This is a genomic window from Alteromonas australica, assembly GCF_000730385.1.
In the GTDB taxonomy this organism is placed as follows: domain Bacteria; phylum Pseudomonadota; class Gammaproteobacteria; order Enterobacterales; family Alteromonadaceae; genus Alteromonas; species Alteromonas australica.
In genome coordinates this window covers 386,005-402,216 of record NZ_CP008849.1, presented here as the reverse complement: position 1 = coordinate 402,216, position 16,212 = coordinate 386,005, and the positions used below count along the sequence as shown (strand labels likewise).

The window sequence follows — 16,212 nt, the reverse complement described above, 5'->3', positions numbered from 1 at the left end:
AATTGTTACATTTAGCCACTGCGCCTCAAGGATGAATGTCACCACCGCTTATAGGCGTGTTAAGTCATACGGGAAAACAAAGCCTGGCTTTCTTTTAATATTCTTGACGTTTCTTCGGGGTCGGGGGTTGTACTCCAATCTCCTGGGACGAAGCTGCCACCAAGGATCATATAGTCATTGCGCGAGAACATATACAAGGGGGCTGATGTATTACCTCCGCCTACGGTTAAATAATCAATACCCGCATCAGGAGGCAGTAATATAAGCTGGCCTTTGGCTGGAATAATGGCTTTGTCGTCGAATAAGGCATTCGAGCCTAATCCAGTGCAATTGAAAATAACAGGCTCATTTAAGGTGAGTAACGCCTTTTTATTTTCTATGTTACGAATGACGAACTGTCCACCCGCTAATTGGATATCTTGAGTGAGGCGGCGCAAAAACGTGCTTGTTTCCACCAGCATAGTGGCAGACACCGTACAATAGTTGGCAGGAAAAGGGTGCTGGTTTGGCCCATATTGCTGCGTAAACGGGTAAAACTGACGAAATTCGGCATTGTCGTCTCTTGGAGTCTTGCTTAGGGAATAGAGCTCTTTCCATTCAATGCCATAATCTTTCCCTACCATTTTGGCAAAGGTGGAATGCGATATTTCTGCCGCCCTTTGTAATTGTTGTTTAAACTCAGGGCTTGAAACGTCTGGGTCGTGAACGCTGTAAGGTCCCCACTCACCGCCGGCGACATGTGACGTAGTATGGCGCGGCATAGCTTTAGTATACAGGGTCACCTTCCACCCAGCTTCTTGAAGCAAACGCGCGGTAGTTAACCCCATTACCCCACTGCCAATAATGGCAGCGTGTTTTGTACTGGCATCAGCAACTTCTTCAACTGCAAGTGTAGAGGAGCCCCAACATAGTGAAATTCCCCCGCCGCCATGCCCATAATTGTGCACCAAGGTTTTCTGCCCCATGGCTTCCCGACGAACCACGAAGCCCTTAGCGCGGTACGGGCGATGCCCAACCACTTCGGTAATGATATTGTTTTTGTCGATTCTGGGAGCCAGTAACGGCTGGCGTGAAAATGGACGAGTAAACCCTACTTTCTCACTAGGTAGCGCGCAACCTGCAACGCTCGCCGCCAAACCGCCCGCCCCCATGCGTTTTAAAAAATCTCGACGCGCTTCACTGTCATTCACTCTTACCACTCCCTATTGTTATGCTTTCTAACTCACCGCTTAGCCTTTAGCCTTTGCACCTAGCGCTGCACAGCCATATACAGCGGTAAGCAAAACATTTGCCATTAACCAGCTGTATCAAAGTTGCTCCTGTTTCACTAATTTCAAATAGGTAGTTAGGCTCTTATCTTTTTCATCAGTGAAGTGGCTGGGTAGGGCGTTGAAATTAGATATTCTATCTAACCGAAAGTTTCTGAATTCCTGCCGCAATTCACACCAGCCTGCCAACAACCAAATAGGGCTAAAAGAAATCAGTGCGATGGGGCGAATACTTCTCTGCGTTTTCTTGTTATTTAAATCAAGATAGGTAAAACCCACTCTCTGTTTACGACGAATACATTCCCTTACTTCGGTAAACTCTACCTGCCAAGGAATTTTGTAGTGGCTTGGCGCAGAAAAAGTACTGATCTGATGCAATTCGTTTAACAGTGTCGCTGGCAAGGTCGCCTGAATTTTAAGGTAGGCACTTTTCGCTTTTGCCGCGAACTTATCGTCTGTCCAATTGCTAACCATACCAATCCCTAACGCAATCGCCTCTAATTCATCAGCATCAAACATAATAGGCGGCAGGTGATATTTTTTATCAATGATGTAGCCGACGCCAGCCTCACCCAATATGGGCACGCCAGAATCGATGAGATCTTGAATGTCTCGGTAGATGGTACGAAGGCTTACCTCAAATGCGTCTGCTAGCGTTTGTGCCGTTATCGCATGGTGCATTCTTCGTAAATGATGAACAATATCATTCAACCTTTCAGCTCTACGCATGGTGGTTTGTCCGCTAGCCAGTCATTTTTTTCATTGTGGGTAAACACTACTGACATTAACTGTCAGTAGTCAACGACTAGTATGAATTTGCACCAACAAACATTCCCAAACGGAAAGAAAGGAGAAACCCATGATTGGCTATATAACCCTTGGAACGGCAGATTTAGAAAAAGCAGCAGCATTTTACGACGCCCTGCTCGGTACTATTGGCGCTACCCGCTTTATGGAAGAACCGGATTACTTTATTGCGTGGTCTAAAGATGAAGACCAAGCCGCGCTATCTGTCACCAAGCCCTTTGATCAAAAACCTGCCACGGTAGGTAACGGCGTAATGGTGGCGATGTACTTTGAGACACCAGAGCAGGTGAACGCCTTTTACGACAAAGCCATTGAACTTGGCGCCACTTGTGAAGGTCAACCTGGGTTTCGCCCCCAAGATGCTACCTCTGGTTTTTACGCAGGCTATTTCAGAGATTTAGACGGCAATAAGTTGAATGCCTTCTGCATGGTAGAGTAAGAAAGACGCTAACAACCTAGATACGTGCTTTAAGGGGCTAGGCAGCATCATTCAGTTGCCCGCCCCTAGAATTGGCCTTACCAATAAAGCCCCCTACACTCACATAAACCCCTTTACCCTCGCGATGAACAACCCACACCGCAAAAGGCGATACCGCGCTTTAGACACTAATTCGAAATAATTCAAGACGACTTTCTATAACCAATAATCATTATCAATACCATTCAGATCTGTTCAACTTTAAGACCAAAATGATAGGGTATGTAAACCATTTGTAAACTAGTTGTTTTACAAATGAGCATGGGAGCTATTACCAAATTGGTAATAGAGGTCTTTCAATCCACTTGGAAAAACAACATGAAAATTGCCTACGCTCTATCTTGCGCTGCGCTTGTTATTGCAGCCCCAGCCTCTCAGGCCGCAACATTTGTGATGGAAAAAAACAATACTGCATTTTCAATAGACGGAAATGGCGGTGCCATCGAAGGTCAACAGCTTTATTTATGGAACACAAACACCAGCAACGTAAACCAACAATGGGTACAGATTAGTCACGGAGATGGCTATTACTCCTATAAAAAGCAAGATACCAACTTGTGTTGGGACGGCGGTTCTGGCGGTACAAATGGCCAGCCCGTCACCTTAGAAATCTGTGATGCTGGCAACTACGATCAGCATTGGGAAAAAATAAAAGTGCTTAGCGGCACTGAAATTTACCGCTTTCAAAAACGCAATGCTTCTGGCTACTCCATTGATGGAAACGGCGGAGCAGCGCAACGTCAGTCTATTTACCTGTGGTCATCGAGTGATAGCAATGTTAATCAACAGTGGGACTTAACGCGCACTGACGATAACAGCGATTCATCGAATAACAATGCAGGTAACGCCCTTTCTATCAACACCGCCTTTGATGATGGGAGTGGCCATGGGAGCTACCCTGCCACGAACGTCATTGATGGAAACACAGATTTTGCTTCGCGATGGGCAGGCAGTGGCTCCCCCGTTAATTTAACGGTTCAACTTAATGAAACCACCGACATTTCAAGTGTGGGTGTGGCATGGGGTAGAGGCGATAGCCGCGCCTATACTTTTGAAATATATGCCCGCCCGGGCACCAGCGGCAGTTGGACCAAAGTGTATGACGACGTGAGCTCAGGCACGACAGCAGACATTGAAGTATTTGATATTGATGATATTGCAGCTCAACAAATAAGAATAAAAACCTTTTCCAACACGGCAAATACCACCTGGACGAACATTACTGAAGTAGAGGTATACGGTGGCGGAAGTGTTACACCACCTACCACTAACCCCACGTTAGACCCGAGTGCCCCACCGTCTGATAACTTTGATTTATCTCGCTGGTATTTGAGTATTCAAACTGATGACAATGGCGATGGTAAAGCTGACTCAATTAAAGAAGATGAACTTAATGCTGGCTTTGAAGATAGCCGATTCTTTTATACGGCAAATGATGGTGGCATGACGTTTAAAAGTGAAATTGATGGTTATAAAACGTCTACCAACACGAGTTATACACGCTCTGAATTACGTGAAATGTTAAGAGCAGGCGATACCTCAATTGATACCTCTGGCGTGAATGAAAATAACTGGGTATTCAGTTCCGCGCCTAGCGCTGCACAAAATGCAGCGGGTGGAGTAGACGGAAATATGAAAGCCACTGTGGCGGTAAATCACGTGACGTCTACGGGTGACAGTGGACAAGTTGGCCGCGTCATTATTGGTCAAATTCATGCTTCTAGCGATGAGCCAGTGCGCTTGTATTACCGTTTGCTCCCTGGTCATGACAAAGGCTCTATTTACTTTGCTCACGAGCCGGGCAATGGAAATGCAGAACAATGGTATGAGATGATTGGATCTCGCTCAAGCTCGGCCTCTGAACCCTCTGACGGCATTGCGCTAAATGAAGTATTTAGCTACGAAATTGACGTTCAAGGCGATACGCTCACCGTGAAGATTCTTCGCGAAGGCAAAGCCACTGTAACCGAAACCGTAGACATGAGTAACAGCGGTTACGATGTTGCCGACGAGTACATGTACTTCAAAGCCGGTGTGTACAATCAGAACAATACTGGTGATGGCGACGATTATGTGCAAGCCACATTTTATGCACTAGAGGTTACTCACGACTAAAAATACCCAGATATAGACCCAACCAAAAAGCCCCGTATTGAGTATGGGGCTTTTTAATTCGTGGTGCCTTTATCGAGCGCAGGGTATCCATAGGTTTGGTCTGCACTATGTTCTTATTCTGCACAATACTCGTATCTCAAAGCTGACCTTTTAGCGAATGGCCGTCAACCTGTCTCATGAAAATGAAAGGAAACCATCATCATTTTAAGTTATCTCACTTGTAACATTGACCAAATCGGTTTTCTGGCCCACAGTGATTAAGTAGCCAATACATCCCTCGTATAAAAGTATTTTAAACGCCACCACTGGTTATCTCTATGACCAGCATAAACAGCTCACCTGGCGCTATTGCACTGCGACGTTAAACAATAATTTGACGCTATTGACAGTATTCCAAACCACTAATTGGGTTAATCACGATCGAATGTTGGCGGGGACATTGATGAAACAACATAAACCAAAGGAATACAGAGTGATGAATTTTTTACGTTTTAGTCGTAGCAGCAACCTTACCCAATGGCGATTAAATAGCCGCCTTAAGCTAAAGATAACCATGACGTTAGCTACATTAATAATACTGGGCGGTTGTGGCGGCAGTAGCGATAGCAGCACTGGTATTATCGCTGAACAGCCCACAGAATTAGCCCTCGCTGAAAGCAACTGGCGGCAACCGCTATTTAGTGGATTAGGGGCGGTAAACTTTCCTATCACCACTAACTCAGAAATTGCACAGCAGTACTTTAATCAAGGGCTTGCATTGTCGTATGCGTTTAATCATGCGGCAGCAGATTTCGCATTTAACGAAGCCACCATTTATGATCCTGACTGCGCTATGTGCTATTGGGGCAGCGCACTAGTACTAGGCCCTAATGTGAACGCCCCAATGTTTCCTGACAATGCCAATCGCGCCTTTAGTTTGGCCACATTGGCAAAAGATCTGAGCGAGAACGTTAGCACTAAGGAGCGCATGCTCATCAATGCGTTGCAACAGCGATATTTAGCCACAGAGCCAGCAGACAGAAGCTCACTTAACGAAGCTTACGCCGATAGCATGCGCGATGTAATGAACACCTTTCCTGACGATGCGGATATTATCGCACTTACTGCCGAGTCGATGATGGATGTCCATCCTTGGGATTTTTGGGACGCAGAAGGCGTTACGCGCCCTTGGACAAAAGAAATTACCGACACTATCGAAACCGCTTTAGCCCTTGATAAACAGCATATTGGCGCGATACACCTTTATATTCATGCGGTAGAGCAATCAACAAACCCAGAACGGGCTGAACACTACGCAGACACGCTGGCCGACCTTGCTCCAGCGGCCGGACATCTGGTGCATATGCCAGCGCATATTTATATGCGTGTGGGCCGTTACCACGACGCCACGCTAATCAATATGCAAGCCGCGGCGGCAGATAGTGAATTTATCCAAGCTTGTCGCTCGAATAGTCCAATTTATCTTGCCGGATACATTCCCCACAATTGGCATTTTGGTTGGGTAACCGCGGCGATTAGTGGCTGGAAAAGCAAAGCCTACGAGTTAGCAGAAGGTACCGCAGCGTCATTAAGTGAAGAATTGCTTCGAGCGCCAGGTATGGCCGTTGCACAACATTATTATTCCCAGCCACTTTACGCAAAAGTGAGGTTTGCCGATTGGCAAGGCATTCTAAATACCCCACAGCCAGCGCACGATCTTCTTTATGCGCGGGGAATCTGGCACTACGCCAGAGGACAGGCATATATTGGCCTTGATGCGCCAGTGAAAGCCCAGCAAGAATTAGCGCAATTGGCCGCGCTACGCAGCATGCCCGAAGTACAATCTCTCATGTTTTTTAACCGCGAAGGTGCCCCGGTCTTACTAGAAATCGCAGAGACAGTAATGAGAAGCTCCATTGCAACAAATGCAGGCGAGTTACAAAACGCGATATCACTATTAAAGGCTGCCGTGATAATGGAAGACTCTCTGCCCTATACAGAACCACCAGAATGGTACTTCCCGGTACGCCATGCGCTAGGCGCCGTACAAATTTCAGCCGGTGAATTTGCTGCTGCCGAAGCAACCTACCAACGCGACCTTGAGATTATGGTCGATAATGGCTGGGCCTTACGCGGACTGGCTGAAGCGTTAAGGTTGCAAGGTAAAACTGACGAGGCAAAAATAGTACAGCGCCGATTTGAAAAAGCCTGGGAACACGCTGAGATTGATATCTCTGGCTCCATAATTTCTGCAACTGATACTATGTTAACGGCGGCGAATAGTGGTTAGTGACTGTTATTGATTTTAGCGGCCTGTAGCGCCGCTTACTTGCCACAAAATGTTGTGACAATATGAAAAAACGTCACGCATAAAGAACCAATTTATTAGCTCAATTGACGTATTGGGTAAAAAACTATGTAGGGATATCCTTAATTTCACTTGAATCTACAACAATCAGTTTGCCAAAGATACTCAAACTAAATCGATTCATTCTTTATTTCGCGGTTAAATCTCAAATGAAAACCCTATTAAAAAAGTACGCCCACTCAATGTAGTATTATAAGCTCGGTCGTTTGAATCGCTGTATAGCTCCTCTCTAACATCAGTTAAATTTAGACCTTCTATCGTCACTCTTAATGATTGACTAAGTTGCATGCTCGCCGATGCATCAATGTAAGTTGTTGCATGATAGCCTGATTCGTCTTGGTCTGTGTTTCCCGGCTGGACTGATAATATATAAGGACTGCGATAGACAGCTGACACGCGGGCCGACCAATGCGATTTCTCGTAATACACCGTAAAATTATAACTACGTCTAGACAGCCCCGCGAACGTTTTAACCTGATTTTCTCCCGTTCCTTGTACATCTCGGTAAAGGGTTTGTCCCTCGGCGTAAGTAAAGTTGGTATTAACCCCAAGAAGATCAAAAGGGGAAGGAAGAAATGCTAAATCACGGGAATAAGTGACTTCAAAACCTTTAAATGTGGTTGTATCGGTATTCTCGGGTGTACTGACATAAAAAACATCATCGACACTATCCCCATCTTGTAGCAAGCTAGCGGGGAGCCCCAGTTCGCGATACGGTATAGCTTCAACATCTTCCACTACGAAATTATTTATCTGCTTGAAGAAGCTAGAGAGAGCCATAATACCGCCGTCTTCGAAATACCACTCAACACCGGTTTCTACATTCAATGACTTTAGGGGCTTTAAATAAGGATTTCCTAAAAATACTTGCCCAATGTCGCCTTCATTCCGGGATGCTTGCGACACCTCGGCGGTAATAGCCAAATCTTGAATAGACGGGCGCGTGATATTCTCATCTACGCTGGCACGCCATAACCAATTGTCGTTGAGTTCAAGTACGGTATTAACGCTAAAAAGCACATCGTCATAAGTTTTGGTGACGGCTGACGGCAATCCCTTTTGAATACCTGAAGACGTAAACTGCGTATTGAAATACCGAATCCCCCCTTGCGTATAAAGTGGCTTACCCAGCCAATGTCCTACGCTATCGTACATCGCGTAGAGCGCGAGTGTGTTTTCTTTAACCTTAAAGTTGGAACTATCTACTGTATCTTCGGCGGTAAGTTGTACGTTACCCAAGCCAAAATGCGTTTGAATAGCATTAAGGTTGCCCTGCATCCATGTTTTATCTGGGTGCTGACTGAACAGAGATACGTGCGCTTTAGACAGAGTATTATCATCAAGAGCTGGGTACACACTTCTAGCGCGATCCATCCCTGTGTTTTCAAAGGATTTATAATGTGCACCCGCCGACACGGCATCACCGTTACTAAATAAATAGCGAAGTGATGCCTTCACATTGTTGTACGAAGTACGTATTTCATTTTCCTGAAAGTAAAGATCTTTCACGGTTAGTCCGGTTAGAGATGCCGTATCCATATTAGTAGAATAACTCTCGCCGTAAAAACGGTCTTCACGAAAGTCCGTAACAATATCCACCCCAGTTTTACGAATGTTGACTTTATTTACTTTAGGCTGCGAGTAATCACTGGCACTGCTGCCAAGGCTAACGTTAAGGCTTAGTGCAGAAATGGGCTGCCACTGACTTTCCATACTCAATTGATAAAACGTTGACGTATTTTCATCTTCCCGAGTTTCGATACGCCATGTTGCATCGGTATATTTCGCAAACAATATTTCTTTGTCATTTTTATTTTGTTCCCATGCTAGTAGCGTAACATTGTCATTGTCTTTCACTGCAATATGATGCTCATCAAGACTATTATGTAAACGGCTGGCAATGCTGTTAAATGCAACTTGCCACTTATCGTTTGGCGCGTATTGCAGTGAGGCTGTTACCCCTAATCGACGTTGATTATTATTCCAAAGAGAATATCGATGGCCTCTGGGAAACCAGAATACGCCTTGTGCTAATTCGTGCTGCAACACACTATCTTCTTCTCCGCTGTAACGTTTTTTCTCCTGTCGCCACCGCGTAGTATTAGTACCAAACTCAGTAGTGTGTCGCTGACTGTATACGGCGGAAACAAGACCTCCGAGTTTATCATTTCGTCGGCTGACCAACCCAATAATACTTGGGTCGAGCTGTTTACTGTTTTCGTTGTAACTTTGTTTCACGGTAAAGGTATTTATGTCATCCACAAAATCGAAGGGTTTTGGCGTATACAACATAACTGTGCCACCAATACCGCCTTCATCTTGTTCCACCGAATACGATTTACTTACATCAATGCGATTAAAAATCTCTGATGCAAACAGAGTGAAGTCAAAGGCCCGGGTACGACTCACACTTCCTCTGGCGTCCATCGCCGATGATGTCATTGCCATCGCTTCCATACCATTTACCTTTACGCGGGTAAAGTCAGGACCTAGTCCCCGAAGTGAAATCTGTCGCCCTTCGCCTCCTTCACGGGTGATAGTAATGCCCGGTATACGTTGTAATGAATCAGCCAAATTCAAATCGGGGAAATCAGTAATGTCTTCTGACAAAATCGATTCTTGAGTGACCATGGCAAGGCGCTTTATCTCTCTGGCACGAATAAGAGATTGGCGAAATCCAGTGACTTCTATTTCAACAGTTGGGTGAGTACGAGTAATAGCATTGCTTTCTGTTTGGGTTGTTTTGCTAGTGTTTTCGTTTTGTTGTGTGTCGCACCGATGAATAACCCAGCCATTTTGAACAGGCGCTAAACAAAGTGAAAAAGGTTGCAGTAGTGCAGATAAATCACTGGCGTTAGTCGTGCGCCATTGTGCAGGCGTTATGGTTAACCCCTTAAGCAAGGTGGGGTCAAATGCAATGGTTTCGCCGGCGTCACGACTAAATTCAGTGACAAGCTGTGATAAGGGAATAGTATTGATCGTTTTGTCTGCTAACCCTTCTTGAGCAGCAAAACAAGCAGGCGATAAACCGACCGATATTAACCAAAAAACGTGACCCGCAATGACCACTGACTTTTTGCTTCTTCGGTTTATCATGCCAATTTAGTTTACTTGTCGACGTATTTCGAAACCTGAACGAGTATCCGCAACCTCCAGTTGATAGAGGGAACTAAGTACCGCTAACGTTTGCGTAGTATCTTCTAGTTTAAAGCGACCAGCCACCCGGTGTTTCCCAATAGTGCTATCTATCATCAAAATAGGCTTATCTGAATAACGGTTCAATCGTTCCAACAAATAAGTTAGAGATTCATCATCTACTTCTATCCAACCTGTGCGCCAATCTACCACTTGTGACAAATTAACACGCTGCACCGGTTCTGCAACTCCCCTATTAATTGTTATTTTCTCGCCTGCCTTGAGCAATACAGGCGCGCTATCGACCTTACCTCGAACTTCTACAATGCCCTCGTGTACTACCACGTCAACACGCTGCCCTTGCCTATCGATGTTAAACGCCGTGCCAACAGCCGTCACTGAAGACAGCCCGGCCTTTACTACAAACGGGCGAGCCCGGTCTTTCGCCACATCAAAATACACCTGTCCCTTTTTCAAGTTCAAAGCGCGGGTATCGTCAGAAAATAGAACGATTAGCTCACTTTTGGGTTGTAGTTGCACCTCACTACCATCACTTAGTGCCTCGTGCGCGGAAGTAATTAATTGGGATGAGGTTGAGGGTGTTATGACGTGATAGCGTGAAAATACTAGCGCAATCACAAGTAATGACGCAGCAATGGCACTTCCCCATGTCACAAGTGAACGTCTTCGGTTTGCGATTTTCGACGACTTTTGGGCGTTTAAATAAGCAGCATGAACGGCTGGGTCTTCCCAAGTTGCTATCATCCTTTCTAACACTTCTTGATGTCGCTCACTTTCATCTAACCAACGGATAAATCGGCGTTTATTTAACGCATCTAAATCGCCGTCTGCGAGCCGATCAATCCACTCACCTGCCTCTAAGTATGTCTTTTCTTGTTGGCTTGTCATTATCTACCTGCTTTTATCCAGATGCAGTTGAATATCTGCCATTGCACGCGAAATATGCTTTGTTACTGCTTCTGCCGAAATATTCAAGCTAGACGCTATGGCTTGACGGCTTTGGCCTTCAATACGGCGCATTTCAAAAACACGCCGGCGTTGGACTGGCATCGCATTAATCACTTGCGCAATGAGCTCGATTCGTTGTTGTGTTTCAAGGTGTAGCTCTGGATTTTGTCGGTAGCATTGTTGTTCATCAACATTGTCAGTGTCTAGAAGCTTGCGTTTTGAAAGCAGATTTCTCGCTACGCGAAACGCGTATGCGAGAGGGTTATCAATAACGGTTGCTTTAGATTGCTCTAAAACGCGAGCGATGGACTCTTGATAAAGGTCTGCCGCCTCTTCACTGTTAACGGAATGCCTATGCAAGTATTGCTTAAGGACTTTTGAATTTATCAGCGTTTGAAGTGAAGAGCTGGGGGTTTCTTCTGGCATGTCTAACGACGATACTGCTGTATTAATATGATGGTCACTTATCATCGCACTCGCCTGTGACAAATTCATTGCAGTAACGAGAAGTGTGATGATTGGGGTGGTGTAGATATACGGGATTGCTGTAAAACCAGAGATCATCCCACGGATTTTCGCCTTTGGGATCAACCTCTGGCTCCAATTCTTCTTTTAAGTTGGTCCCGCGTACTCGTATGTATGCATTGTTGTCAGGTGCGGGCAAAGAAAATTGCACAACATTATAGGCTCCCTGTCTTTCCCAATCTTGCTGAAAAAAACGGTGAATCACCTTCACAGGCGCTTTTTCTGTTTGAGGGTATTTGCCAACCACATCTCCATAGATTATATCTAATCGCTCTACCGTCGGATACTGACGATTGAAATTAGCGCCTTGCGGGTCGTGAAACGCGACGGTAACGGTTATAGGCGCCTTATTATTGACATCTAAAGCTAACGTACCACCGATATTGACGCGCTTGGCTCCGTGTTCAACACTCACATACAGTTCGTCAATCAAATCACCGGTAACAATAAATACATTTCCTTCGCGCAGACCATCTAGTACGCTGTCGTAGTCTCGTGCCGCTCGTACATACGTTTTGGCGTATTCTCCTGGCCAAAAATCTGTACGCCCTTCGGTATAATGTGCATGGCTATCAGAAACAGCGGTGACCGTCCATTTTCTGCCTTCAGCCAGTAATTTATCCCAAACTCCTCCAACAATGGCCGACATTTGGTCAGTGCCGCCATGAGTTGGATAGCCAAAATACTCTGCGCGAGGCGCTCTCGGATTATTCGTACCGTCAGGATTGATTGATGCAGCTTGATGCCCGGGAATCGCGGTCATACCGGTGACCACGTCTGGCGCAATATCCTGCCACTCCCGCATTTTTTGCGGTGTAACCTTTTGGTACACATTCAAGTCAGTAGCCTTTCGGGCGGGGTGATTCACTAACAACACCGGTTGTGGTGACATCTTCTGCATAGCTTCTAACGCACTAAGCATAAAAGCCTGCGTGTCTCTGGGAGATTCATCAGGGTAAATTTCTCTGCGGTTGTACTGACTTTCCAACTCAAAAAGTTGGTCGGCTTCTTTCTCACTTTTTGGAATAATCAGCGTACTGTGTCGCGCGCCTGGGGTGTCGAACTCCATACCATAAAACTGCATAATTTCTGGAATGGCGGCTCTGGAGGCAACCAGTTCCGGGTACGCTGAATTTCGGTTTACTGCACTGTGATTTGGACCACCATGGTCGGTTGTTACCATCCAATCTAATTGATGAAATTCTGCCATTTTGGCGTTCAATGCAGTGAAATAATGGGCGTCACCAAATAAGAGCGGCGATGGGGGTTGAGTCTTCCAGTTCCATCGTGCGCTATATTTACCGTGAATATGGTGGTCACCGGCTAGCCAGGTTTTTCCATCTTCAGGCACAAAAGCACGGCTTTCATTGTGTTGCTGGTTTACCGATACACAAGCAGACAAGACAAGTAATCCGCTCGTAAACGTTATCATTAAAACTTTTTTCATTACTGTTTAAACGTCCATTGGAAAAGCATACCAGGCTAGCCTGGTATGCTACTTAGTTTAAAATTGCATGGTTCCACCAAGCATATAAGTACGTCCACTGGTCGTGGTATTGTATGCACGATCGTGAGAATCGCTATATAACTCCTGACGCTCATCGGTGAGGTTAATGCCTTCAAAGCTCAGTTTAATAGTGTCGGTTAGTTGGTAGAATGAAGAGAAATCGATGAATGTTGTACCGTGATAACCTGATTCATCCTGATCGCCACTGGAAGACGCGCCAGTAAGGTATGCACTACGGTATGCCGCTGACACTCTAGCGCCCCAGCCTTCCTGCTCGTAGTACAGCGTAAAGTTATAACTATTTTTCGATAATCCCGTGAACGCTTTTTCTTGGTCATTACCCTCTTCGCCATAGATATTACGATACAGAGCATCACCATCTGCATAGGTATAGTTTGCAATAACACCTAAATGATTAAATGGAGCAGGAAGAAAATCTAAATCGCGAGAGAAAGTTAACTCCACCCCTTTAATTTTCGATGCGTCCATATTCTCTGGACGCTGTAAATAAAAAATACTGTCGACAGTTTTATCTACAGGTAGCAATTCTGCCGGTAAGCCCAATGATGAATACACTACTTCACTGGTAGTATCGACAATGAAATTATCGATATCTTTATAAAAAATGGCAGCTGCGGCATAACCAACGTCATCGAAATACCACTCAAACGCGGTATCCAAATTGTTCGATTCAAAGGGTTCCAACATTGGATTTCCCATCGTCACGCTGGTAATCGCATCCCCCGAGGTTTGCGAGACTGACGCGTTATAGCTTAGCGCCCCCAACGACGGTCGGGTTATATTTTTGCTCGCCGATGCACGCCATAACACGTTTTCTTGCAACTCATAAACGAGGTTGATAGTAGGCAAAACATCTGAGTACGAACGGGTGGTCTCTATGGCGGCACCCGATGATTTACCGGCCGCCGTAATATCTGTTTCAAAATATCGTAACCCAGCACTTACTCGCAGCGGCTTACCTGCAAACTCGCTCTCCCAGCCGTATTGCACGTACATTGCCAACGTTTCTTCTGTTACTGGCGATTTGTCATTGCGTGTAAGCTCACTGTCATCAATGTTATAGCCATTAAGCCCATAAAAGTTTAGCAATGCGTCTAAATCACCTTGAAGCCAGCTGGTGTTGGGATGTTCACTATACACTTCAACCAGAGCATCATTGAGTGTGGTGACACCGGTATTTTCAGGTGCAATATTTTGCGCATTGCTTTGGGTTAATTGGTAAGCAGAATTCTCGAATTTTTTATAGTTCACTCCAAATTGGAGTTCTCCTGTATCGCCCACGAGGTAGGTGAAATCGACTTTTGCTGTGTCAAAATCATTAGTAATGTAGTTTTCCTGCAGGTAGATATCTTTCATCTCGTAGCCATCGAGTTGCGTAGTATCGAAGTCAGACGAAGTGCTAATACCGTAGAAGCGATCTTGTCTGAAGTCTGTAGCGATATCCACGATGCCTTTGGCATGAATATTCGATTTTATAACTTCAGGCTGATCAAAGTCAGATGAACTTGTTCCGATAACGGCACTGGCATAGAACTCAGGGTTTATTGTCCAGTCCATACTAAGCGTATATTGGTTAAATTCCGACTCATTGTAACGACGAGAGTTCTCGTTACGCCACGTTGCATTCTCATACAAGGCGTAAACGACTTCTTTTTGCCCGTCGTTTTCTTCCCATATAAGATCAGATACAACCTTGTTGTCTTTCACTGCAGAGTGATGTTCATCGGTATTGTTTTCTAACTCTGCATGCATGATGTCTAACGTTAGTGAAAAAGAATCAGACAGTTTGTATTGGAATGCGGCAGTGACACCTAAGCGATCTTGAGTATTGTTCCAGCGAGAAAAGCGATGACCACGAGGAAACCAAAGTTCACCTGAATCTAACTCAGCTTGCAGGTCGGTATCTGCTGGATCCGCAGCAGTTTTTCCACCTTCTCGGCGCCAGCGTGTAGTATTGGTTCCATACTCTGCAGTTTCACGTTCACTGTAAGCTACGGAAACCAAAGCGCCGAATTTGTTCCAGACATTCGAAATAAGCCCAGCCATACGAGGGTTAGTTTCTTCGCTATTCGTGTTGTAGCCGCCTCGTACCGACAACGCACTTTTGAACCCGTCATAATCAAATGGTTTTGCGGTAAATAGCCCGACCGTTCCGCCAATGCCGCCCTCTTCCTGATCGGCTGAGTAGGTTTTGCTAATGTCGATTCGATTGAACAACTCAGATGCGAAAACATTAAAGTCAAAACCACGAGTGCGACTTACACCGCCGCGGGCATCCATGGGTGATGAAGACGTGCCCATTGCTTCCATACCGTTTACTTGAACACGTGTAAAATCGGGACCTAGGCCGCGTAATGAAATTTGGCGGCCTTCGCCACCTTCTCGGGTAATGGTAATCCCGGGTACTCGCTGCAGAGAGTCGGCCAAATTAAGGTCTGGAAAGTCTGCGATATCTTCTGCCAAGATTGTATCGCGGGAGATAATGGCATCTTTTTTCAAATCTTTCGCTCTAATTAGTGAGCTACGAAAAGAAGTGACTTCAATTACTTCAACGTTTTCATCAGCAACTGATGACTGCTGTGCTGTTACAGGCGTAACACCCGTTAATCCAGCCAACACACCCAATGAGAGTGTGGTTTTGGCAAATTGATTTTTCATGTGTGATCCTAGTAGTGCAAATTTAGAGTGAGATGTTCCGGTGCGCACGGTTAACACATGTAATGAGTCAGTAGCTGAAAAAAGTAGACAGACTTTTTGATGAAACTTTTGTGACGAAACTAATAGGAAAGGCTTTTACACAAAAGTATGTGTATGCATTGTTATTGCAATAATAAATTTCGATAGCGGGATTGGTTATGTATAAGGAGACAGCTTTGTCGCGAAAGTGGAGACGATTGAATAATGGTAACTCAACCCGGGATTGTAACGCGGTACAGCCGCAAGAATACGCCAGATCAAAAAAGCCCTCGCATTTCTGCAAGGGCTTTTAAGAATGGTGCCTCGACCCGGGATCGAACCAGGGACACGCGGATTTTCAATG

At 45.3% G+C, this 16,212-nt stretch carries 10 protein-coding genes; 3 read left to right on the top strand and 7 right to left on the bottom strand.

Annotation, left to right across the window (positions count from 1 at the left end):
• Positions 1 to 59: 59 nt before the first annotated feature.
• Complete coding sequence (locus EP13_RS01710) at positions 60 to 1,190, bottom strand: FAD-dependent oxidoreductase (RefSeq protein WP_044055691.1); 1,131 nt, start codon at positions 1,188 to 1,190, stop codon at positions 60 to 62.
• A 117-nt stretch (positions 1,191 to 1,307) separates the two neighbouring features.
• Entirely contained in the window at positions 1,308 to 1,997 is a 690-nt protein-coding gene (locus tag EP13_RS01705; protein ID WP_044055690.1) for a helix-turn-helix transcriptional regulator, read from the bottom strand.
• Between the two features lie 130 nt (positions 1,998 to 2,127).
• On the opposite strand from EP13_RS01705, the gene EP13_RS01700 reads away from it, so the two are divergent.
• From EP13_RS01700 to EP13_RS01690, 3 genes are all read left to right on the top strand, one after another.
• Positions 2,128 to 2,514, top strand: coding sequence for a VOC family protein (locus EP13_RS01700; protein ID WP_044055689.1), 387 nt, complete (start codon positions 2,128 to 2,130; stop codon positions 2,512 to 2,514).
• Positions 2,515 to 2,871: 357 nt separating this feature from the next.
• Positions 2,872 to 4,668, top strand: a complete 1,797-nt coding sequence (locus EP13_RS01695) for a polysaccharide lyase family 7 protein (protein ID WP_044055688.1) — start codon at positions 2,872 to 2,874, stop codon at positions 4,666 to 4,668.
• Between the two features lie 472 nt (positions 4,669 to 5,140).
• Positions 5,141 to 6,937: a tetratricopeptide repeat protein gene (locus EP13_RS01690; protein ID WP_156026715.1), complete on the top strand. Its 1,797-nt coding sequence runs from the start codon at positions 5,141 to 5,143 to the stop codon at positions 6,935 to 6,937.
• 216 nt (positions 6,938 to 7,153) lie between these two features.
• On the opposite strand, the gene EP13_RS01685 is transcribed toward EP13_RS01690, so the two are convergent.
• The 5 genes from EP13_RS01685 to EP13_RS01665 form a co-directional block, all read right to left on the bottom strand.
• Positions 7,154 to 10,111 carry a TonB-dependent receptor gene (locus EP13_RS01685; protein ID WP_052364240.1) on the bottom strand — a complete coding sequence of 986 codons (2,958 nt, stop codon included), beginning with the start codon at positions 10,109 to 10,111 and terminating at the stop codon, positions 7,154 to 7,156.
• A 6-nt stretch (positions 10,112 to 10,117) separates the two neighbouring features.
• The gene (locus EP13_RS01680; RefSeq protein ID WP_044446006.1) at positions 10,118 to 11,059 is read right to left on the bottom strand and encodes a FecR family protein; all 942 of its coding nucleotides are present in this window, start codon (positions 11,057 to 11,059) and stop codon (positions 10,118 to 10,120) included.
• Between the two features lie 3 nt (positions 11,060 to 11,062).
• Entirely contained in the window at positions 11,063 to 11,590 is a 528-nt protein-coding gene (locus EP13_RS01675; protein WP_052364239.1) for a sigma-70 family RNA polymerase sigma factor, read from the bottom strand.
• Positions 11,580 to 13,076 carry a CehA/McbA family metallohydrolase domain-containing protein gene (locus tag EP13_RS01670; protein WP_197035942.1) on the bottom strand — a complete coding sequence of 499 codons (1,497 nt, stop codon included), beginning with the start codon at positions 13,074 to 13,076 and terminating at the stop codon, positions 11,580 to 11,582. Before EP13_RS01670 ends, EP13_RS01675 begins: the two co-directional genes overlap by 11 nt.
• A 72-nt stretch (positions 13,077 to 13,148) precedes the next feature.
• Entirely contained in the window at positions 13,149 to 15,830 is a 2,682-nt protein-coding gene (locus tag EP13_RS01665) for a TonB-dependent receptor (RefSeq protein ID WP_044055686.1), read from the bottom strand.
• Positions 15,831 to 16,212: the final 382 nt, after the last annotated feature.